This is a genomic window from Oerskovia sp. NPDC060338, assembly GCF_042726295.1.
Lineage (GTDB): Bacteria > Actinomycetota > Actinomycetes > Actinomycetales > Cellulomonadaceae > Oerskovia > Oerskovia merdavium.
Map to the genome: position 1 here is coordinate 123,839 of NZ_JBHXCQ010000014.1, position 19,425 is coordinate 143,263.

A 19,425-nucleotide genomic window follows, 5' to 3' on the forward strand; every position below is an offset into this window, starting at 1 on the left:
ACCCTGCTCATCGCGTACTCGCGCGCAACCGAAGGACTCCCATGGCTGAATTCCTCTATCGCGTCGGCCGCTGGTCGGCGCGCCGAGCAGGGACGGTCCTCGTCGCGTGGCTCGCGGTCCTCGTCGCGGCGGGCGTCGCGTTCGCGCTCGGCGCGGGCACGCTCGCGACCACGTTCTCGATCCCCGGCACCCCGACCGCCGAGGTGACCGACCGTCTCCAGAGCGACTTCCCCGACGCCTCGGGCGGTACGGGCACCGTCGTCGTCCAGACCGAGGACGGCGAGCCGTTCACGGCCGAGCAGGAGGAGGCCGTCGCCGGGCTCGTGGCCGAGGCCGCCGCGGTCGACGGCGTCACCGCGGTCATGGACCCGTTCCAGACCGAGGCGGACCGCGCCGCCCAGGCGCAGCAGGTCGAGTCGGGCCGTACCCAGATCGAGGACGGTCGGGCGCAGCTCGACGCGGGACAGGCCCAGCTGGACGCAGGTCGTGAGCAGCTCGAGGCGGGTCAGGCGCAGCTCGACGCCGCGCGGGCCCAGGCGGAGGCCGCGGGCATGCTCGCGCAGGTCCAGCCTCAGCTCGACGCGCAGCAGGCCGCGCTCGACGAGGGGCTCGCGGCGCTCGACGCCCAGCAGACGACCCTCGACGACGGCCGCGCGACGCTCGAGGAGCAGGAGGCCCAGCTCGAGCAGGGGGCAACTCTCCTCGACATGGCCTCGGAGATCCGCATGGTCTCGGAGGACGGCACCGCGGCGATCGTCATGGTCTCGTTCGCCGACCCGCAGATGGAGATCCCGCAGGAGACCAAGGACGCGCTCGTCGACGTCTTCGCGGACGCTCCCGAGGGGCTGCAGATCGACCTCTCGTCCGACATGACCATGGGAGCCCCGAGCATCATCGGTGCCGGAGAGATCGTGGGCCTCCTGGTCGCCGCGGTCGTCCTGGTGATCATGCTCGGCACGCTCATCGGTGCAGGCCTGCCGATCCTCACGGCTCTCATCGGTGTGGGCATCGGCGCGCTGGGTGCGCTGTCCCTGTCCGGCGTCGTGGAGATGGCGTCCGTGACCCCCGTGCTCGGCCTCATGCTGGGCCTGGCCGTCGGGATCGACTACTCGCTCTTCATCGTCAACCGGCACCGTCGCCAGCTCAAGGCGGGCGACGAGCTGCACGAGTCGATCGCGCTCGCGAACGGGACCTCGGGCAACGCCGTGGTGTTCGCGGGGACCACGGTGCTCGTCGCACTGCTGGCACTCAACGTCACGGGCATCCCGTTCCTGGGGCTCATGGGTACGGTCGGTGCGCTGTGCATCGCGATCGCGGTGCTCATCGCGGTCACGCTCACGCCTGCCCTGCTGGGGCTCGTGGGCCTGCGCATCCTCAGCAAGAAGGAGCGCGCTCAGCTCGAGGCCGGCGCGGGGACCGGGGGAGAGGTCGCTGCGGCCCCCGCCGCCGCGTCCGCCGCGCCCCTCCGCCCCATGTCGACCGGGTGGGCCGTCGTGCGCGTCGTCGTCGGCGTCGCGGCGCTCCTGCTCGTCGCGCTGCCTGCGCTCGACCTCCGGGTGAACCTGCCCGACGGGTCGACCGAGCCGCACGACTCGTCGCAGTACCAGGCGTACGCGACCCTGGCCGAGAAGTTCGGTGAGGGCCAGAACGGGACGCTGCTCGTGGTGGCCGACCTGCCCGCCTCCGAGACCGAGGCCGAGTCCATGACGGCCCAGGTGGAGATCGCCCAGGTGCTGTTCGACCAGGAGGACGTCGTGGCGGTCGCGCCGATCGGTACGTCCGAGGACGGCACGGTCGCGGCGTTCCAGGTGGTTCCTCGCGAGGGCCCCACGAGCGAGTCGACCGAGGAGCTCGTGCACACGCTGCGCGACCTGTCTCCCATCGACGGGACGTACGAGATCGGTGTGGCCGGCTCGGCGAGCGGCAACGTCGACATCTCGGAGAAGCTCGAGTCCGCGCTGCCGGTCTACCTCGCGGTCGTGGTCGGCCTGTCGCTCATCATCCTGGTGCTGGTGTTCCGGTCGATCTTCGTGCCGGTCATCGCGACGCTGGGCTTCATCCTGTCGTACTTCGCGGCGCTCGGTGGGGTCGTCGCGATCTACCAGTGGGGCTGGCTGAGCGGTGTGTTCGGCGTCGAGAGCCCGGGCCCGATCCTGAACTTCCTGCCGACCATCCTCGTCGGCATCCTGTTCGGGCTCGCGATGGACTACATGCTCTTCCTCGGCTCGGGCATGCGTGAGGCGTACGCCCACGGGGCGCCCGCGCGGATCGCGGTCGTGCAGGGTGTCCGGGCCGGGCGCTCGGTCGTGACCGCGGCGGCGATCATCATGATCGCGGTGTTCGGCGGGTTCATCTTCTCGCACAGCGCGATGATCCGGCCGATCGGGTTCGCGCTCGCGTTCGGCGTGCTCGTGGACGCGTTCGTCGTGCGGATGATGCTCGTGCCCGCGCTCATGCACCTCGCGGGCGACAAGGCGTGGTGGCTGCCGCGCTGGCTCGACAAGATCCTGCCCGACGTCGACGTCGAGGGGGCCTCGCTCGAGCGGCGCCACCCGCACGCGCACCCCGCAGCGGAGGACCCCGTCGAGGGCGCCGACCGGGACGGCGACGTCGAGAAGGACGAGGTGCCCGCGCGGGGCTGACGCCTCGCCACCACGGCGCCGGAGCCGCTCTCCTCGTGACGAGGAGGGCGGCTCCGCCCGTCCCCGCAGCCCGCGCGGAGCGGGCCGGGTGGGGCGGCCGGGACGCGCCCGGCACGGTCTCGGCGCCCGCGTTTTGCTCCGCGGTGCCGGGAGAAGGTAGCCTTGCGACGCTCGGTGCCTAGCATCCGAGCGAGGAGACGTCGCATAGCCAGGTCTAGTGCGCCACCCTGCTAAGGTGGTAACGGGGCAACCCGTTCGAGGGTTCGAATCCCTCCGTCTCCGCTCAGGAAGGTCCCGGCTGCGTCAGGCCCGGGGCCTTTTCTGTTGCCCGTGATGCGACCGTGCGCCCAGCGCGCAGAGGCACACAGCGTGGCCCGCGCGCCCTCCGCACCCCTGCATGCCGAAGCCCGACGACGCAGCCCACGCCACGCCGTCGGGCACCTGCAGCTGCAGCTCGCCTCAGGCCGCCATCGCGGACCGGACCACGAACCGCGACGCGGCCGCCCCGGCCAGGACGAGCGCCGACGCCCCCACGACGCACAGCAGGAACTGCACCACCACGTCGACGTTGGCGAACGCGTTGAGGCCGACGATCGGCGCCATGAACATCAGGGCGCCCGTCGTGGCCACGCCCACGCTCGCGACGAGCGGGATGACCGTCTCGCGCAGCCGCGCCTTGTCGAGCGTCTTGAGGTCGGTGCCCGCGAGGGTCAGCGTGCGGTACTCGCCCCGCTGGTCGATCACGCGGCCCGCCTGCATGACCCCGGTCGAGACCGCGGCGAGCACGCCCGCGATCGCGAGGGTCAGGAAGCCGCCCGTCGTGAGGTCGGTGAGGAACTGGGCCTCGCCGGGGTCGGCGCCCATGCCCGGGTCGAACAGCGCGAAGATGCTCGTCATGCCGGCGATGAACGTCGCGAGGGCGACGCCACCGACCGAGCGCCACGCGGTCTTGGGCGAGTCGACGATGCGGCGCCCGGCGAGGAGCGTCGGGACGGTCCGCGCACGGTGCGCCGTGATCCGGCCGACGACCCAGATGACGAACGGCCCGACGACGTTGAGCGTCGCGAACCCCGCGACGAGGACGAGCACCAGGACCGTGATCGCCACGGCCTCGCTCCCGAGCGACACGTTGGTCACGACGATCATGGCGAGGAACGCGACGCCCGTGCTGACCAGGCGCACGGCCTTGAGACCGGGAGGGGTCACGCGCGCTGCGACGCCCAGCGGCGTGATCGCGACGCGTCGCAGCGACACGGCCGCAGAGACGAGCGCGACGAGCACGACCCCGACGACCGCGACCAGCATCGCCGGGACCCCCACCCAGAGCTCGGACAGCGCGAACGTGCGGCCCTGGAAGCGGAGCTGCGCCACGAGGGGCAGGAGGGCCGCGTAGCCGACCAGGCCCGCGAGGGCCCCCACGAGGGCCTGTGCGGCCGCGTCGAGCACCGTGAGCGTCGCGACCTGCCCTGTGGTCGCTCCGGCCAGGCGCAGCGACGCGAGGCGCGCGTCGCGCCGGGCGACCGCGAGGCGTGCCGCGGCGCCCCCCAGGGTCACGAGCGGGATGAGGAGCAGGAGCCCGGCGATGGCCGCGAAGATCGGGTACTGGACGTCGTACGAGGTGACGTCGGCCGCGGTCCCGTCCTTCATGCCCTCGATCCCGCCCGCTCGGGCCAGGAACGCGCCCACGCCGCCGACGACGACGAGCAGGATCGCGGTCGTCGCGGCGAACGCGATGATCGCCAGGACGTTGGTCAGGCCCTGCGGGTCGCGGCTGTCGGAGCTGCGCCGGCGCAGGAGCCACCACAGGTCGAGAGTGGCCCTCATCGGGTCGCCTCGCGCGTCGTGGCGGCCCGCGTGGCGGCGTCGGGCGCGTGCGTCTGCGCAGGCGCCTGCTGCGCGGGGGAACCCGCGAAGAACTCGCCCGAGATGCGCCCGTCGCGCATGGTGACGGTGCGCGAGCAGTAGCGGGCCACGCCCGCGTCGTGCGTCACGACCACGAGGGCCGCACCGGACGCCTGGACGGCCCCTGTGAGGACCGAGAGCACCTCGGCGCCCGTGGCCTGGTCGAGCGCCCCGGTCGGCTCGTCGGCGAAGACGACGCCGGGCGACCCGACGAGCGCGCGTGCGATCGCGACGCGCTGCGCCTGCCCGCCCGAGAGCTCGCCCGGGCGGCGCTGCTCCATGCCGGCCAGGCCCAGGTGCGCGAGCCAGCGCGCGGCGACCTGCGTGGCCTCGGTGCGCGAGACGCCCGCGAGCATGAGGGGCAGGGCCGCGTTCTCGACCGCGGGGAGCTCGGGCAGGAGCTGGCCCGACTGGAACACGAAGCCGAAGTCCTGGCGACGCAGGGCCGTGCGGCGGCCCTCGCTGAGCGTCGTGAGGTCCTCGCCCCGCCAGGACACCGCGCCCGACGTGGGCTTGATGATGCCCGCGAGGCAGTGCAGCAGGGTCGTCTTGCCCGAGCCCGAGGGGCCCATGATGGCGACGGACTCGCCGGGCGAGACCGTGAGGGAGACGCCTGCGAGGGCGTGCGTGGCGGTGTGGTCGGTGCCGTAGACCTTCGTCAGCCCGGAGGCGACGAGGGGCGAGCCGGTCGAGGGGGCGGGGCCGAGGTTCGTCATGCTTCCATCCTTCGGCGGGGACGGTGCTCGCCGCGTCCGGCCACGGTGGGGACCTGCCCGACGGCGTGTCATGCCCAGGGGGGACCGGTCGCCGTCCTCGCGGCGTACGGGCCGCGGGCGGGTGCTGGACCGGTGGCTCCCGTGGTGGCCGCCTGCACCGGCGGCCACCACGGCCCGCGGCTCAGACGATCGGGTTGGTCAGCGTCCCGACGCCCTCGATCGTGATGGTCGAGGTCTGGCCCGGGACGACGTGCGCCGACGTGCTGGGCGACCCGGTGAGGACCACGTCGCCCGGTCCGAGGGTCAGGTGCGAGGTCAGGTAGACGAGCTGTTCGACGACGTCCCACGCGAGACCCGACGTCGACGCCTTGGCCTCGGTGGCGCCGTCGACCTGGACGTCGATCGCGAGGTCCGCGACGCCTGCCACGGCGAGGTCGGTCTCGATCCACGGGCCGAGCGGCGTGAAGCCGTCGCCGTTCTTGGACTGCGTGAACTTGTCGTCGAGCGCGCTCTGCTCGTACGCCGTGACGTCGTTGCCGACGGTCCAGCCGAGGATCACGCCGGGGACCTGCTCGGGCGTGAGGTGCCGGGCGGTGCGGCCGATGACGATCGCGAGCTCGCCCTCGACCACGACCTTGCCCGCCGCGGGGTCCAGCCGGACGGGCTCGCCCGGCCCGACCACGGTGCGCGCCGACTTGGTGAACGCCTGCGGCGGGACCAGCCGGTCGGCCGGACCGCTGTTGTGCGCCATCCCGAGCACGACGCGCGGCTCGCACGGGGCCAGGAGGCGCGCACCGTCGACGGGGTGGGTCTCACCCGTGCGCTCGAGGTCGGGGGCGTGGTGGTCCACGACCACGGCCCAGACGTCGCCGTCCTGGACGACGGGGCGCGGGCCGGTGGGGGTGTCGATCCGAGCGAGTCTCACGGTGGGTTCCTCCGTCTGCGGTGTCGGCGCGGGTGTGCCGGCTGCACGTGAGACTACAGGAGGTATGACGTCCGATGTGGTGACGGAGCGTCTGTATCGTGACGGGAGGCGAGAGCGGCGACGGCCCGCCCGCGCCCTCCTTCGGAAGGTGTCGTGCGTCACGAAGCGGCTGGTCAGGACGTATCGGTTTGAGTATCCGGCGAAAACCGTTGTAGTCTTCTCGACGGCTGCTCAAGAGAAATCACGAACAGCCGGGCGCCCGTAGCTCAACGGATAGAGCATCTGACTACGGATCAGAAGGTTGGGGGTTCGAATCCCTCCGGGCGCACAGTACGCGAATCGGCGCGGTTCCTAGGAAACTAGGGGCCGCGCCTTCGTCGTTCTCGGGCTGGTTGCGGCTGCTCCCCGTCGCGTTCCCCGTCACGGTGACACACCGCCCCGCTGCGAGTAGGCCGCCAGCGACTCCACGGCCCGGGTGAACGCATCGTCGTGGGACCGCGCGTAGCCATTCGTCACCTTGATGTCCTCGTGCCCCAGGATGTCACGCACGACGTGCGGAGGGACGCCCGCTGCGAGCATGTTCGTGGCGGCCGTGGCCCGCAGGTCGTGCACCCGGAGGCCTGCGAACCCGAGCCACGCGACGAACGCGGTCCACCCCTGGACCGTCTCTCCGTTGCCCTTGGTCGCCCTGACCTTGGACTTGAGGACGTTCCCCCTGATCACGTAGCCGGTGCGCTCCGATCGGAACACCTGGGCCGACCGGGGCCGCTTGGCGAGCAGCTCGCTCAACGGGCCGATCAGGTGCCTCGGGATCGGGACCAGGCGGCTCTTGCCTCCCTTGGGTGGCCCCCAGACGAGGTTGCCTTCACGCGAGTAGCCGGCTGCAAGGTCGGCGTCGTCCTTCGTCATCTCGGAGACCGAACGGGTGACGCTCAGGATCCCGCGCACGAGGTCGACGTCACCTACCTGGAGCGCGGCCGTCTCGCCGTAGCGGAGGCCAGCGGATCCCATGAGGTCGACCATCATCGCGTAGGGCTCACCGTTGGGCAGCGCACGAACCGCTTCGACGAGGGAGGCGAGCTGCGCGGGGGTGAGCGTCATGCCGACCTTGCGCTCCTGGCGGTGGCGCTTCTCGGCGTTCGACGACGTCGCAGACCTCGCGGGGTTCGCGGAGAGCAGCCCGTCCCGAACCGCGACGCCCAGCACGGCCGAGAGGGCGAACCGTGCCTGGCGTGCTGTGTGGACGCTGCCGGTCCGTGCCCACTCCGCCTGAGCGCGTTCGACCTCACCGACCGAGATGTCACCGACCTTCGTGGCGCCGAAGGTCTTGATGACGCGCGCGTTCCACCCGTCGCGGTAGTAGCTGAACGTCCGCGGTGCGAGCCGGCGTCGAAGGACCGGTTCGGCCCGCTCCCAGAGTCCCGAGTCGGACAACCGGGTGCGTTCGAGGTCGAGGTTGCGTCCCCTGGCCGAGTCTCGCTGCTTGCGCTCCCACGCGTCGGCCTGGGCACGTGTCGAGAACTCTTCCTCGACCTCGCGGCGGGGGCCGTGCGGCGGGTAGGTCCAGACGCGGGCGCGCCAGACGGTACGCGTCCGGGGCTCACCGTTGTCGCCCGTGTACGAGTAGACGCGCTTCTTGACGCTCACGGTGCCTGCCGCTCGCCACGGGAGGCGATGAACGCGTCCACGTCCGACGCGAGCCACCGCCATGCCCTCCCGACCTTCCATGCGCGCGGGATCGAGCTGTGTCCCCGCCTCGCGAGGTCCTGCAACGTCGCCTCCGGAATCCGGAGAAGGGCTGCCACCTCGGCCTGCGTCAGAACCAGTGACTCGCCGGTGAGCGTGCTCATGAGCTGTTCCTTTCGTGCCTCGATCGTCTGGGTCGGCTATCGCGCCGGGCGGTGGGTGGTGCGCTGCTCCTTCCGCCACTGCGCGTACTCGCGGGCGCGTGAGGCGGCAGCGTCGGCAAGGGCCTTGTCGCCAGCCCGGGGCCAGCCTGACCCCTCGAAGGTCCAGGAGCCGACGACGAGTGTCGCTTCCTCGGCGTCCTCGGCCATGAGGCGGGCTTCGAGCTCGCGGATGTCGAGGGTTCGACCGTCGCGGCGAGCGTCGGCCATGAGCCGCTGGAACCGGTGCCGAGCACGACGCAACGCACCGAGGGTCACGGAGTAGCGCCGAGACTTGGTGGAGAAGTGTCCTCGGAACCCGAACATCGAGGACCAGTGACCGAGCAGCGCGTACGGGTTGGTGGAGCAGTCACCACACAGACTCGGGTGCCGGTCTCCGGCGCGTTCAGAGCACTGGAACGGACAGCCGGTGAGCGCACGGGCTGCAAGCTGGCGGCAGGCCTCGGCCATCGTTGCGAGGTGGGGGCGTGGCCGGGCGGGGTCGACGCCTGCTGACTTGGTCGAGTACTTCGCCAGGTAGGCGGCGACCCGCTCGGCGTTGACGTCCTGACCAGCGGGCGCACCCCCGCGAACCTCCCGAACGTCGACCTGCTGACCGAAGCGGAGCACCCGGTCGACGTCGTCGTTGTCGACGGCGGGAGCCGTGTACCGCACGGAATCCGCGGCTGTGCGAACGGCGTCGGCCAGCGAGGCTGCCGGGACGGGGGCGGGAGAGCCGGGTCCGTCCGGCCCGTCGATGCGTACGAGGGCGTGGAAGTGGACGAGGCCGCGAGCCTGGAACTCTGCCACCTTCGCGTACTCGAGGCGCAGGTGGTTCTTCAGGCCGGAAGCCGCGACGCCAAGGGCTGCGGCGAGGTGTCGGCGCAGGGCGATGGTGAAGCGACGCCACAGCTCGGGCGCGAACCACTGCCAGACGGCCGCGGAGTCCACGTCGTAGCAGTCCGGGCACAGTGGAGCGCCAACGGCAGCGTCGTCCTTCTCGTGTCGGGTCCAGCACGTTATCGATCGCCCATGCCGGCAAACCGTCGAACGGGAGCGGGGGCGGCAAGGTTGCGGCTTCTGGTCCTTCTCCCGCACACCGTGGACGATGCCGAACGACGGCGCGGTGAGGGTGACGAACAGGAGTGGGTTCGCTGCGACGGTTGAGGGGACGCCCTTGCCGCCGTGCAGGCCGGTGGAGATGAGCTCGAAGGTGTCACGTGCGTAGATGCGCGAGCAGGCAGGGCAGACGTCCTCGCGACGGTTGCCGCAGGGCTTGTAGAGCATCCCGAGGGGCTGGTCGGCGGAGTGGAACGTCTCGACGATCTCGCCCGTCCGCGCGTTGACGACATCGGAGCGGCCGACGAGGCGCACAGGGTGGGAGCAGTTGCCGACCCGCGCCAGGGTGTCGGCGAGGGCGGGCATGGTGCGGTCGATCAGGCGTGAGGCGATGGACTGGACCTCGAACTGCCCCAGGTCTCCGAGGTCGAGCGGGGCGTCGGGGGAGTGGCCCCAGAAGCCCGTGTCCACCGCCTCAGCCGTCGTCATCAGGCGACCTCGGAGCCTTCGGTCGTGGCCCTGGCCGTACGGGGCTTGCGGGGCGCGCGAGGACGACGAGCGGCGCCTTCGGCCCTTGCCGACTCCTGGGGCCGCGAGACATCCGAGAGCATGGGGGCGACGTGGGGTGCATCCTCGGGCAGCGGCGGAGCGGGCGGTGCCGGGTAGGTGGCGGCGACCATACGGATGAAGTCGTCGGCCCAGAAGTCGGCACGGACACGCTGGACGAAGCCGTCGTCCGAGAGGGCGTACCCGGTCCCCGGCATGGTGCGAGGGATGTGGTGCGCGGGGGCGTCGGAGGCCATCCCGTCCCCGAGGACCATCCGCGTCTCAGCGGCGGAGGCCAGGCGCAGTGCGACGGTCTGCGTGAACAGGTCGCGCATGCCGACGGTCTCCTTGCGGGGGTCCTGCACGAACGCGACGACGATCACGCCGAATGCGCGCCCTTGGGTCAAGATGAGCTTGAGGAGGCTCGCGGCCTCGTTGACGACCTCCTTCGAGGCGTAGGCAGTGAGCACGGCGAGCTCATCGATCATCAGGGTGTGCACCGGGTCTCCCGGAGTCGGCTCGAATTGCCGGGTCAGGCCACGCATGAGCTGCTGCCGCTCGACAATCACGCGGTGCAGAGCTCGGAGGAGGCGGACCGCGTCGTCCTCGTTCATCGCGACGTGGGAGAACATCGGCGCACCGACAGCGACCTCGACGCCTCCCTTGAGGTCGATGCCCCAGAGGTTGACCATGCCCGCGTGCGCAGCCGGCGCGAGGTTGCCCGCGACGCCCCAGAAGATCGAGCCCTTCCCCGAGCCGGTGCGGCCGACGACAAGCGTGTGCCGTCCGCTGAGGTCGAGACGCCACGGCTGCCCGTCCGAGCACCGCCCGAGCGTGACAGTGCACGTCTCGACCCGTACCGGGATGGTCGGGAGCGTGGGGACATCGAGCAACTCACGCATCGTGAGGACGAGCTCGACCCACCCCGCGCCGAGTCGGCGGGCCTCGACGGACTGAGCACCGAAGGCGGTGGCGATCGCCTCTGCCGCCTCGGTGATGTCGTCGGCTGTCTGCCCGATGCGAGCTCGGATCTGGAGGGACAACGTGTTCTCGGACGCACGGACGCGCTGCAACCGGGGAATCACGCGGGGCTCGTCGCCGCGAGGTGTCGACGCCAGACCGCAGCGCTCGGCAACCAGGACCCAGTTGCGCCGAGCCTTGCGCCGCCACCCACGACGGCGGATCGGTCCGCCGAGAACCGCGTCATAGGTGAGCGGGTGGACCGCGAACCACACCGCCCGAGCGAGTGAGAATGCCGGGACACTCCACAGCACCGCGTAGCCAGCGGCGGCGTGCGAACCGAGCAAGAGGACGTTGCCCAGCACGACGCAGGCCAGCAGCAACCGCCAGGACCGCAGAGTCCAGACGATCAGGTGCCAGACGACACCCACGACCTGTCGCGTGACGGCCCACGTCGTACTGAGCGTGTCCATCACTCCACCGCCGACTCAGGCACGTGGACCTCATCCGGGATCGGTGCAGACATCAGGCCGCGTCCTTCGCGTCGGACGCCTTGCCGGCCTGCCCCGGAGCGACAAAGCCCTGTGCGCGGAAGGACCACGCGATCCGGGGCCGGCTCCCCGCGTCGTCGACGTACGGGAGCGCCGTGAGGCCCACGAACTCCACCGGAGTCCACGGCAGGGGCGAGGTGTTCTTCGGCGGCACCGGCTGAACCTCAGCGGCGAACTTGACCGAGACCCCGATCTCGCGTCGACCGGCGTCGGCGTCGGCGTCGATGACCGTGCACTGCCACATCGGCAGGCCGCTCTCCTTGTCTCGCTGCTGGGGACGCGAGCCGTCCGCGCGCTTCTCAGCCTGGAAGTCCGCGACGGGCTCGACGAGTCCGTGCATGAACGCGCCGTTCGGGAAGACGAGCCCGTGGGCAACGGGGAAACGCTTGGCGATTGCCACTTCAACCAACTCCATTCGCATGTGGAGCGCGTAGATCGCTGCTCCTGCGATCAACTACACACTCGCACGAGTCGCCTGTCAAGCGATTGAGGCCATGCGTCTCGCATGTCAGGCGATTCGTGCGAGAATCGAGAACGTGAGTACGACATGGGACACAGTGGTGCGAGAGGTGCTTGACCATGCCCGGCGAGCGGCCGGAGGCGGGGCGGCACTCGCCCTGGCGTTGCGTTCGGCCGACGTCGGTCCTGAGTCGGGCACGTACTCGGAGTCGGCGGTCAGCAACTGGATCAAGGGACGCGCGCGGCCCCCGGCAGACGTTGTCCTCGCCGCTGCGTCTCTCTACGGACTGTCACTCGACGCCCGGCTTGGGCTCGCACCAGAGGTGGAAGGGGAGGGGGCTGGTGATGTCGCGGAACTGCGCGGCGCTCTCCAGCGACTCGAGAAGCTCGTGTACGAGCGCCTGGCCCCGCCAACCGACGACGCGACGTTCTCCACACGCGACGTACGAGGGGTCTTTCCGACCAGGTCGGAAGCGCAGGCGGCGATGCCGATTCTGCGGACGCTCGCGACGTCGGAGCATGTCGACGCGATGGGACTGAGCCTCAACGCGCTCTGTCAGGGAGTTTCCGACGTGACGCTCGCGGAGCTTGTCGAGAACGGTCTGGCTCTGCGGTGCCTGTTCCTTGACCCGAACGGCGCGGCCACAGCGGCACGGGAGGTTGAAGAGGAGCAGCCGGCTGGGCACTTGGCGGAGCTCACCCGCGCGAACATGTTGGCCGTCGCACGTCTTCGCAAGCGGCTGTCGTCCGAGGCCAGGGGGCGCGTACAAGTCCGCACCTACGACGAGCCCGTGCGGTTCAATATTGCCCGCTTCGACGGAGCCCGCGCCCTAGTGCAGCCGTACTTGCCGCGCCTTCGCGGACTGGACGCACCCACCTTCCTGATCGAGGCCGACGACGCGCACCCACACGGACTCTTCCCGATCTTCGAGGCGATCTTCGACGAGACCTGGGAGCGTGCAGATGTTGTCAGCAACTGAGCGGGCGGCTGACGCGGCGATCGACCTCGCGCTCTCGCTACTTGGTGAGGGTGAGACCGGGGAGCGCGTGTACAAGACGGACCGTGACTTCGCTACGGCCACAGACTTTGCCATCGAGGACGCCGTGCGGGAGCTGCTCGCCCGTGAGACCCCTGACATCGGCTTCCTCGGTGAAGAGCGAGGTCATACCGGTGATCGCGAGCAGTACTGGTGTCTCGACCCCATCGACGGGACCACGAACTTCTCGCGTGGCTTGCCGAACTACGGTGTGTCGCTCGCGCTGATCGACGGCGATATGCCGGTGTTTGGGTCCATCGCTCTCCCCGCCCACGGTGAGCGGTATGTCACACGCAATGGCGGCGCTCTGCTCAACCTGCAGCCCATCCGGGTAGCGGATACATCGGATCTCCGCGACGCGATTGTCTCCTTTGGCGACTTCGCCAGTGGCCCCGCCAGTGGTGTCAAGAACGCGCGGCGCCTCGCGATGCTGAGTAGCCTCGCTACCTCAGTCGGTCGCGTTCGGATGCTCGGCTCAGCCGCGACGGACCTGGCATGGCTGGCGGCTGGCCGCCTCGACGCGGTCCTCATCGACGCTAACCGCGCTTGGGACGTTGCAGCGGGCATCGCACTAGCGCGTGCCGCGGGGGCGTTGGTCACGCACATCGATGGCGGCCCATACACCTTGAGTGGGCGCGACCTGCTTGCGACGGCACCGGGTGTAAGCGGCGCCGCTCTAGCCGTGCTTGGTTCAACTCAGGAGTGACCCCCTGCCTGCCCTCCGTGGCGCCGCGGAGGCCCTGAACGAGCGGCCGCGAAACGCCGCCAGAAATTCGGACCCTGTCTCCGACCTGCGATAACGTAGCGCCATGAGCCCCTTCGAGCATGTCCACGGCAACGCCCTCGACTCGTACCCGGCCTGGCCGGGGCCCGATGTCATCATGAGCGACGGCGCCTACGGCGTGCGGGGGTTCCATGGCGATACGGTCGGTCCTGAAGGGCTCGTTGATTGGTATCGTCTCCACATCGAGGCATGGTCAGCTGCTGCCAAGCCGAGCACCACCCTGTGGTTCTGGAACACCGAGGTCGGCTGGGCGAACGTCCACCCTGTGTTGGAAGCCAACGGGTGGCGCTACGTGCAGACGGTCACGTGGGACAAGGGCATCAGCCACGTCGCGGGAAACGTCAATGGTCGGACGATCCGTCGGCTCCCGGTTGTCTCTGAAGTCGTGGTGCTGTACGAGCGTGACCTAGTGCTCGAATCGGACATAGGGCCGATGCAAGTGCAGGAATGGCTTCGCCACGAGTGGCAACGATCAGGCCTGCCGCTGTACAAGTCCAATGAGGCTTGCGGCGTGAAGAATGCTGCCACTCGCAAGTACCTCACCAAGGACTGGCTCTTCTATTTTCCGCCCGGCGAGATGGTGGAGCGGATGGCTGCCTACTGCACCGAGCACGGCCGCGTAGCGGACCGACCTTACTTCTCGATCGACGGGCTCACCGTGCCTATCGCCAAGGAGTGGGACGGCCTACGTCGAGTCTGGAACCACCAACATGCCCTCACCAACGTTTGGCAGCGCCCGTCCCTGCACGACTCCGAGCGCTTGAAGGGGTCAATGCGTCGGGCAGCGCCGCGGGTCTATAAGCCGACCGGGACCAGTGCGGCACACCTCAACCAGAAGCCACTCGACCTCATGGAGCGTCTGATCGCGGCATCGTCCCAGCCGGGCGACGTCGTCTGGGAGCCGTTCGGCGGCCTCGCTTCAGGTTCTGTCGCCGCTGTTGCACTCGGACGTCGCGCGTACGTCTCCGAGCTGGACGCAGAGTTCGCACGCGTCGGCCGAGAGCGCCTGGAGATCGCAGCAGCTGACGCCGACGCCAACGCAGAGCAGGTCTCTCTGGCTGGCGGGGCGGAGCGCCCGAGTGACACAGGACAGTAGACGGGACGGCGAGCGGGTACTTTGTAGTTCATGAGCGATACCAGCGATGAAGCCGTGGCCTCGGACGACGTGACGGTGCAGGTCGTCCTGCCCGTTGAAGCGCCGGAGCGTCCGTACCTGGACCCCGACGATCCAATGACCGACCTCCGCCTCGGAGTCGAGGCCGCGCTGCTCGCGCTCTCCTCTCACTTCGACTTCCCAAACGCTTTCGGCGGGATCGCCGCGACTGACTTGTTCGCCCTCAACACGCTACTGGGTGCGGGTATCGAGGTAGAGGTGGTGCGGACCCTCAACGGACTGCGGGAGCTCTGGGACCCGGACAAGCGCTGGTCGGACTACACATTCGAGCGTTCCTCGCAGTCTTTCCCCGATGTTCGCCTAACGACTCGGCGCAGCGGCACCGCCGACACAATCCTTGGTATCGAGTTGAAGGGCTGGTACTTGTTTGCCAAGGAGGGTGTCCCGTCGCTGCGGTACAAGGTCGCACCCGCAGCGTGCGCCCCTCACGATCTTGTCTGCGTCGTCCCCTGGTACTTGTCGAACGCGGTGTCCGGCGTGCCCGAGGTAACTACGCCATGGGTCGAATCAGCGCGCTATGCAGCTGAGTACCGCGACCACTGGTGGCAACACATCCGGAGGACCACGTCGGACGCGAGCGTTACCTATCCGCCCGATGCAACGCCATATCCCGCGAAGGCCGATCTTGTGTCTGCGGTCCCAGCGAGTGACGGTGGCGACAACTACGGACGCCTGCCTCGTGCGAAGCCGCTCATGGACGAGTTCATTACGTCGTCCATGGCCTTCGAGGTGCTAGGTATTCCTGCCTCGTCATGGGTCACCTTCCTAAAGACGCACTCTGATCGTGCGGAGCCGGAGGAGATCGTTCGCCAGTTGGAGGCCCGCCTGCGGACACGCGGCGTCAAGGGTGAAGGTCAGGCGCAGGACGTGGCCACAGCCGTGTTGCAGATCGCGAAGGCGTTTGGCGTCACGGACGAGTGAAGTAGCGCTCGTAGCCCACCTACTTGCTTCGGGCGTCGACCCAGTGACTTGGTTTGTGAAACCTGGCATCGAGCCCAACGCGGAGCACGGTCTCTAGCCAGGACAGACCGCTCGATTGGTCGCGCCGCGAGTTTGGGTCTGGCAACGGCAAAGCATTCGAAGATCTCACTTAGGCAGGCGCCCTATGCGTCCATCTCGACGATCTCAAGTCCGATGCCGAGCTCTTCGCACTTGTCGTAGATGCTCGTCTCCGTCAGCAAGTACGCGACACCTGCGTCCTCGTTCTGTCCGTCCGCGTTTAGCATCGAGTAGTCGGCGGCGTCCCGCAGGAGGATCGCAAGTTCGCCGGTCGCACGCTCGGCGGCCTCTGCGACTCGACCAGGCAGCAGGAGGCCCTCTGCCTTCGCCGCGTCCCGACCGTCTGCCGGACGCCCATCGGCGAGCCACAAGTTGATCTCTCGGTTTAAGCGGTTGTTCGCGTCAGCGAACAAGAGGCACGCGGTCTCATCTTCCGCGCTTGCGTTTGAGCACCCGCTCAGCGCGAGCACGAGACCTATAGCTACTACAGGGATAGACAGGCGTTTCATGCCCCACATCCAACCAGTGTCCCTGGACAGGAGACGACGATCGGGCCGAAGTTCACCCATGCTATCCGTGTCTTGCGTGCCCGGGCGCATCCGGACTCCGTCCCAGGTAGCGGTAATTGGGTGAGAACTTTCCCTACTGACTCAAGCGCGCGGCTTCGCCGCGCGGGCGGCCTCCCGGGTGCGCCGGCGCCGCAGGACCCCGCGCTCCGCTCGCAAGCTCGCTGCGCGCACCCCGCGTCGCAGGCCCACCCGTCCAGCCGCCACGACGAAGGGCGGTCCCGTGTCATTCCGGGACCGCCCTCACGTCGTCACTGGTTGCCGACACCGTCGTCGTGCCATCCGGCTCCGCACCGACAGCCGAGCATCCGGCCGTCTCCGCCCCGCGTCCAGGGCGCCTGCGGCGTCGCTTCGCGATGGCCTACGGCCACCCTTGACCCAGGCCTCCGACAGCCTCTTGTGCTCCGCTATCGGTACGGCGCCTCCGAGTGTGCCCACTGAAAGCCGCCGCTCGGCTCCCCGCCGTCCTCCCCGCCAAACGACGCGAACTCCCCGCCCGAGGGCCAGTTTCCCGGGCGAACCCCGCGAAGGGAACCGCGGAATCCTGCGGGAGAGCCCGCCAGCGTGTTCCTACGGATCAGAAGGTTGGGGGTTCGAATCCCTCCGGGCGCACAGAACACGAAGGCCAGGAACCGCAAGGTTCCTGGCCTTCGTGCTTTTCGCTGGTGTCTCGGTCAGCCGTCCAAGCTGGGCCAGCCCGAGCGTCGCCCTCCCGGCACGGTCGAGACCTGCGTACCGTACGCGTAGACCGCGATGGCGGCGCCGTCCGAGACCATCGCCAGGTGCACCCGTTGTCGAGCGGGGCGGCGTATGCGGCCAATGGTCCGCGACACCGAGTTGCGTGAAGCCGACCTTGGCCGTGGCCTTGTACTGCTCGAGTTTGACCGCGGTGCGCACCCCGGACGAGGTGTCCGCTAGCAGGTCGGAGCTGCTCCTGACGTCCGTGGCGCGGATCCAGGACGCGGCCGTCCACGGTCCGCTCATGATCCCCGCGTGGTCGAGGACCTCGGGTGAGGTGTCGAGGCGCTCGACCACGGTGAAGTCGGGGAAGAGCTCCCGTAGGGTGGTGTCCATCGGATCAGTGCACCCGAACCGGCGCGACGGCGGCAAGGCAATTGAGGGAGCGTGCGACGGCTCGCCGATCCTCAGGTCACCACCAGGCCCGCTTGAACCCCGCGGCCTCTGCCTCCTTGCGGTTGTCGAAGCACACGTCGGCCACGACCTCCTTGAAGTTCCACTCCTCGCCCCGCACGTAGTAGACGTTCGTGGCACCGTCGGTCGGGCGGACGTACAGCCCCTTGACCTTGCAGTCCTCCGGGACGGGCCGGGTGGTCGGAGTCGGTGCCGGTGCCGGTGCCGGCGTCACCGGAGGCGCGGGCTCGGCCGCGACCGGCGGCGCCTCGGGCGTCGGGGTCGGCTTGGGCTTGGGCTTGACCGGCTCGGGGAGGACGGGGTCGCGGGGCGGAGGGAGCGTGGACCCGGCGGGGAGCGGTTCGGCGGGGCACGTCGCCAGGACTGCGACCATGGCCGCCTGCTCGGTGGCCGAGACCCGCAGGCCGTACGTGTACTTCACCGCGACCTGGCGGGCGACGTACGCGCAGCGGAACGACTCGTCGGGCGGCAGCCAGGCCGAGGCGCTGCCGTCGCCCTTCTGCTGGTTGAGGGTGCCGTCCACCACGAGGAGGTTGAGCGGGTCGTTGGCGAGCGCCTCGCGGCGCGACGCGTCCCAGGACTGCGCGCCGTGGCGCCAGGCGTCGGTCAGCGGCACGACATGGTCCACCTGGACGGCGCCCGACGACATCGGGCCACGCTCGAACGCGACGTCCTTGCCGCTGTACGGGTCGGTGAGGAGCCCCGTCAGGACCACGCAGTCTCGTGTCCCGGGCTTGAAGGACACGCCGGACAGGGCACGCCCGAGCGCGTCGTTGCGTGTGTCGCACCCGTTGCCGTCGGTGTCCGCGAAGCGCTTGCCGAACGCGTCGGACGAGTACCCCGTGACAGGGTTCGGCTCGCCGACCACGAGGAGCGCGACCGTCGCGAGGGCGCTCTGCGACGGCGCGGCCGCCGTCACGGTCGCGATGTCGAGGGACTCGAGCTCGAGGACGGCCGAGTTCGCGACCTCGATGTAGTCCGGGGTGCTGTCCTCGGGCGGGTCCTCGACCGGGACCGGGGCGGTCGAGGGCCTGGCGACCACGGCCGACGGTGGCGGATCGTCGCCCTGCCCCGAGAGGGCAGCGGCGCTGCCGGTGATCGCGACGACCAGCACGGCGGCCCCGACCCAGAGCGCGGGCCGTGAGAGGAGGCCCCGCTGGGGGGCGGGCCGACGCGCCCGGGTGCGCTGCGCCGTCGGGCTGGACTTGCGCGGGTCCGGGGAGTGCGCCGACGTCACGGGCCCTGCCGGGGGAGGGGGCACAGGGGGCAGCGCGCGGACCGAGGAGAGCGGTGCGAACGCGGCGGGCTGCTCCTCGACCGACGGCCTGACCTCGCCGAACGGGGTCACGGGCTGGTCCTCGCGGGGGAGCGCCGCGCCGACCCCGAGGGGCAGGCGCTGCGTGCTCGCGGGCAGAACGGTGGGGCGCGTGTGCTGGGACCAGCGGTCGCCGTCGAACCACCGCTCGGTGCCGGCGGCCGAAGGATCCGGGTACCACCCGGAGGCGGTTCGACCCATCAGGCCTCCTGCTGCTCTGGCCGCCTGCGAGCAACCCTCCGGCGGCGTCCTGGACCGGCAGGGCGATCGAAGATTAGCCGAGGGAAGAGCGCGGCGACGAATCCGTTCAGGCCCGACGGCGGAGCCCACCCGGGAGGCCGTCCCACCCGGACGCGCGTCGCCGACGCTCAGGCCGAGGTCGACACCTGGACCGGCCCGTGCGCCGAGGCCGCCGGCCCCGGTGCCAGCAGGTACCTGCGGAGCGTGGCGAGCATCCGGTCGACCTTCTCGACGTCCGCGGAGTACCGCACGCGTCGTCCCTGGCGGGACTCTCGCGGCTGGTCCGCGCGGACCAGGCCGTGCCGTTCGAGCCGGCCCAGGACGTGCAGGACCGACTGCTGGTGGGCCCCCGTCGCAAGGGCCAGCTGACCGCTCATGAGCCCGCCGTGGACGGTGAGCTGCCGGAGCACTGCGCGGGTCAACGGGCTCGTGAGCTCGTCGATGACGGACTGGACCGCGTCGTTCTCCGGGTCGGGGACGTAGGCGTAGCGCGACATGGGCTTCTCCTCGGG

Annotated in this window: 17 protein-coding genes and 2 tRNA genes; 7 read left to right on the forward strand and 12 right to left on the reverse strand. The window is 70.0% G+C overall.

Annotated features, from left to right (window positions below):
• Positions 1-41 precede the first annotated feature (41 nt).
• Both ACFWGN_RS17645 and ACFWGN_RS17650 read left to right on the forward strand, forming a co-directional pair.
• Entirely contained in the window at positions 42-2,642 is a 2,601-nt protein-coding gene (locus tag ACFWGN_RS17645) for an MMPL family transporter (protein WP_377618665.1), read from the forward strand.
• 193 nt (positions 2,643-2,835) lie between these two features.
• Positions 2,836-2,924: transfer RNA gene (locus tag ACFWGN_RS17650), tRNA-Ser, on the forward strand.
• Between the two features lie 177 nt (positions 2,925-3,101).
• On the opposite strand, the gene ACFWGN_RS17655 is transcribed toward ACFWGN_RS17650, so the two are convergent.
• From ACFWGN_RS17655 to ACFWGN_RS17665, 3 genes are all read right to left on the reverse strand, one after another.
• A complete protein-coding gene (locus ACFWGN_RS17655; RefSeq protein ID WP_377618667.1) occupies positions 3,102-4,466 on the reverse strand; it encodes an FtsX-like permease family protein in 1,365 nt (454 codons plus the stop codon).
• Positions 4,463-5,260, reverse strand: a complete 798-nt coding sequence (locus ACFWGN_RS17660) for an ABC transporter ATP-binding protein (RefSeq protein WP_377618669.1) — start codon at positions 5,258-5,260, stop codon at positions 4,463-4,465. The genes ACFWGN_RS17655 and ACFWGN_RS17660 overlap by 4 nt, the downstream gene beginning before the upstream one ends.
• Before the next feature lie 181 nt (positions 5,261-5,441).
• Complete coding sequence (locus ACFWGN_RS17665; RefSeq protein ID WP_377618671.1) at positions 5,442-6,185, reverse strand: fumarylacetoacetate hydrolase family protein; 744 nt, start codon at positions 6,183-6,185, stop codon at positions 5,442-5,444.
• Between the two features lie 255 nt (positions 6,186-6,440).
• Between ACFWGN_RS17665 and ACFWGN_RS17670 the strand changes: the two genes are divergently transcribed.
• Positions 6,441-6,513 (forward strand) — tRNA-Arg (locus tag ACFWGN_RS17670).
• 92 nt (positions 6,514-6,605) lie between these two features.
• Here ACFWGN_RS17670 and ACFWGN_RS17675 read toward each other — a convergent pair.
• The 5 genes from ACFWGN_RS17675 to ACFWGN_RS17695 are packed head-to-tail and all read right to left on the reverse strand — an operon-like array spanning position 6,606 to position 11,587.
• A complete protein-coding gene (locus ACFWGN_RS17675; RefSeq protein ID WP_377618672.1) occupies positions 6,606-7,832 on the reverse strand; it encodes a tyrosine-type recombinase/integrase in 1,227 nt (408 codons plus the stop codon).
• Entirely contained in the window at positions 7,829-8,035 is a 207-nt protein-coding gene (locus tag ACFWGN_RS17680) for a helix-turn-helix domain-containing protein (protein WP_030151131.1), read from the reverse strand. Before ACFWGN_RS17680 ends, ACFWGN_RS17675 begins: the two co-directional genes overlap by 4 nt.
• A gap of 36 nt (positions 8,036-8,071) precedes the next feature.
• Positions 8,072-9,619, reverse strand: a complete 1,548-nt coding sequence (locus ACFWGN_RS17685; RefSeq protein ID WP_377618674.1) for a replication initiator — start codon at positions 9,617-9,619, stop codon at positions 8,072-8,074.
• Positions 9,619-11,109, reverse strand: a complete 1,491-nt coding sequence (locus ACFWGN_RS17690; RefSeq protein ID WP_377618676.1) for an FtsK/SpoIIIE domain-containing protein — start codon at positions 11,107-11,109, stop codon at positions 9,619-9,621. Before ACFWGN_RS17690 ends, ACFWGN_RS17685 begins: the two co-directional genes overlap by 1 nt.
• Positions 11,110-11,161: 52 nt before the next feature.
• Positions 11,162-11,587: a plasmid replication, integration and excision activator gene (locus ACFWGN_RS17695; RefSeq protein WP_377618678.1), complete on the reverse strand. Its 426-nt coding sequence runs from the start codon at positions 11,585-11,587 to the stop codon at positions 11,162-11,164.
• Positions 11,588-11,723: 136 nt separating this feature from the next.
• Between ACFWGN_RS17695 and ACFWGN_RS17700 the strand changes: the two genes are divergently transcribed.
• The 4 genes from ACFWGN_RS17700 (at position 11,724) to ACFWGN_RS17715 (ending at position 15,562) form a co-directional block, all read left to right on the forward strand.
• Positions 11,724-12,626 carry a DUF5919 domain-containing protein gene (locus tag ACFWGN_RS17700; protein ID WP_377618680.1) on the forward strand — a complete coding sequence of 301 codons (903 nt, stop codon included), beginning with the start codon at positions 11,724-11,726 and terminating at the stop codon, positions 12,624-12,626.
• Positions 12,610-13,389 (forward strand): inositol monophosphatase family protein, encoded by a 780-nt coding sequence (locus ACFWGN_RS17705; RefSeq protein ID WP_377618706.1) that lies wholly within the window; start codon positions 12,610-12,612, stop codon positions 13,387-13,389. The genes ACFWGN_RS17700 and ACFWGN_RS17705 overlap by 17 nt, the downstream gene beginning before the upstream one ends.
• A 103-nt stretch (positions 13,390-13,492) precedes the next feature.
• Complete coding sequence (locus ACFWGN_RS17710) at positions 13,493-14,563, forward strand: DNA methyltransferase (protein WP_377618682.1); 1,071 nt, start codon at positions 13,493-13,495, stop codon at positions 14,561-14,563.
• Between the two features lie 30 nt (positions 14,564-14,593).
• Positions 14,594-15,562, forward strand: coding sequence for a hypothetical protein (locus ACFWGN_RS17715; RefSeq protein WP_377618684.1), 969 nt, complete (start codon positions 14,594-14,596; stop codon positions 15,560-15,562).
• Between the two features lie 182 nt (positions 15,563-15,744).
• Here the strand turns inward: ACFWGN_RS17715 and ACFWGN_RS17720 are convergent, their stop codons facing one another.
• The 4 genes from ACFWGN_RS17720 to ACFWGN_RS17735 all read right to left on the reverse strand — a co-directional run bounded on the left by ACFWGN_RS17720 (position 15,745) and on the right by ACFWGN_RS17735 (position 19,410).
• Positions 15,745-16,149 carry a hypothetical protein gene (locus tag ACFWGN_RS17720; protein WP_377618686.1) on the reverse strand — a complete coding sequence of 135 codons (405 nt, stop codon included), beginning with the start codon at positions 16,147-16,149 and terminating at the stop codon, positions 15,745-15,747.
• A 627-nt stretch (positions 16,150-16,776) separates the two neighbouring features.
• Entirely contained in the window at positions 16,777-17,280 is a 504-nt protein-coding gene (locus ACFWGN_RS17725; protein WP_377618688.1) for a hypothetical protein, read from the reverse strand.
• A gap of 76 nt (positions 17,281-17,356) precedes the next feature.
• Positions 17,357-18,874: a DUF1524 domain-containing protein gene (locus ACFWGN_RS17730; protein ID WP_377618690.1), complete on the reverse strand. Its 1,518-nt coding sequence runs from the start codon at positions 18,872-18,874 to the stop codon at positions 17,357-17,359.
• Positions 18,875-19,041: 167 nt separating this feature from the next.
• A complete protein-coding gene (locus tag ACFWGN_RS17735) occupies positions 19,042-19,410 on the reverse strand; it encodes an ArsR/SmtB family transcription factor (RefSeq protein WP_377618692.1) in 369 nt (122 codons plus the stop codon).
• Between the last annotated feature and the right edge of the window lie 15 nt (positions 19,411-19,425).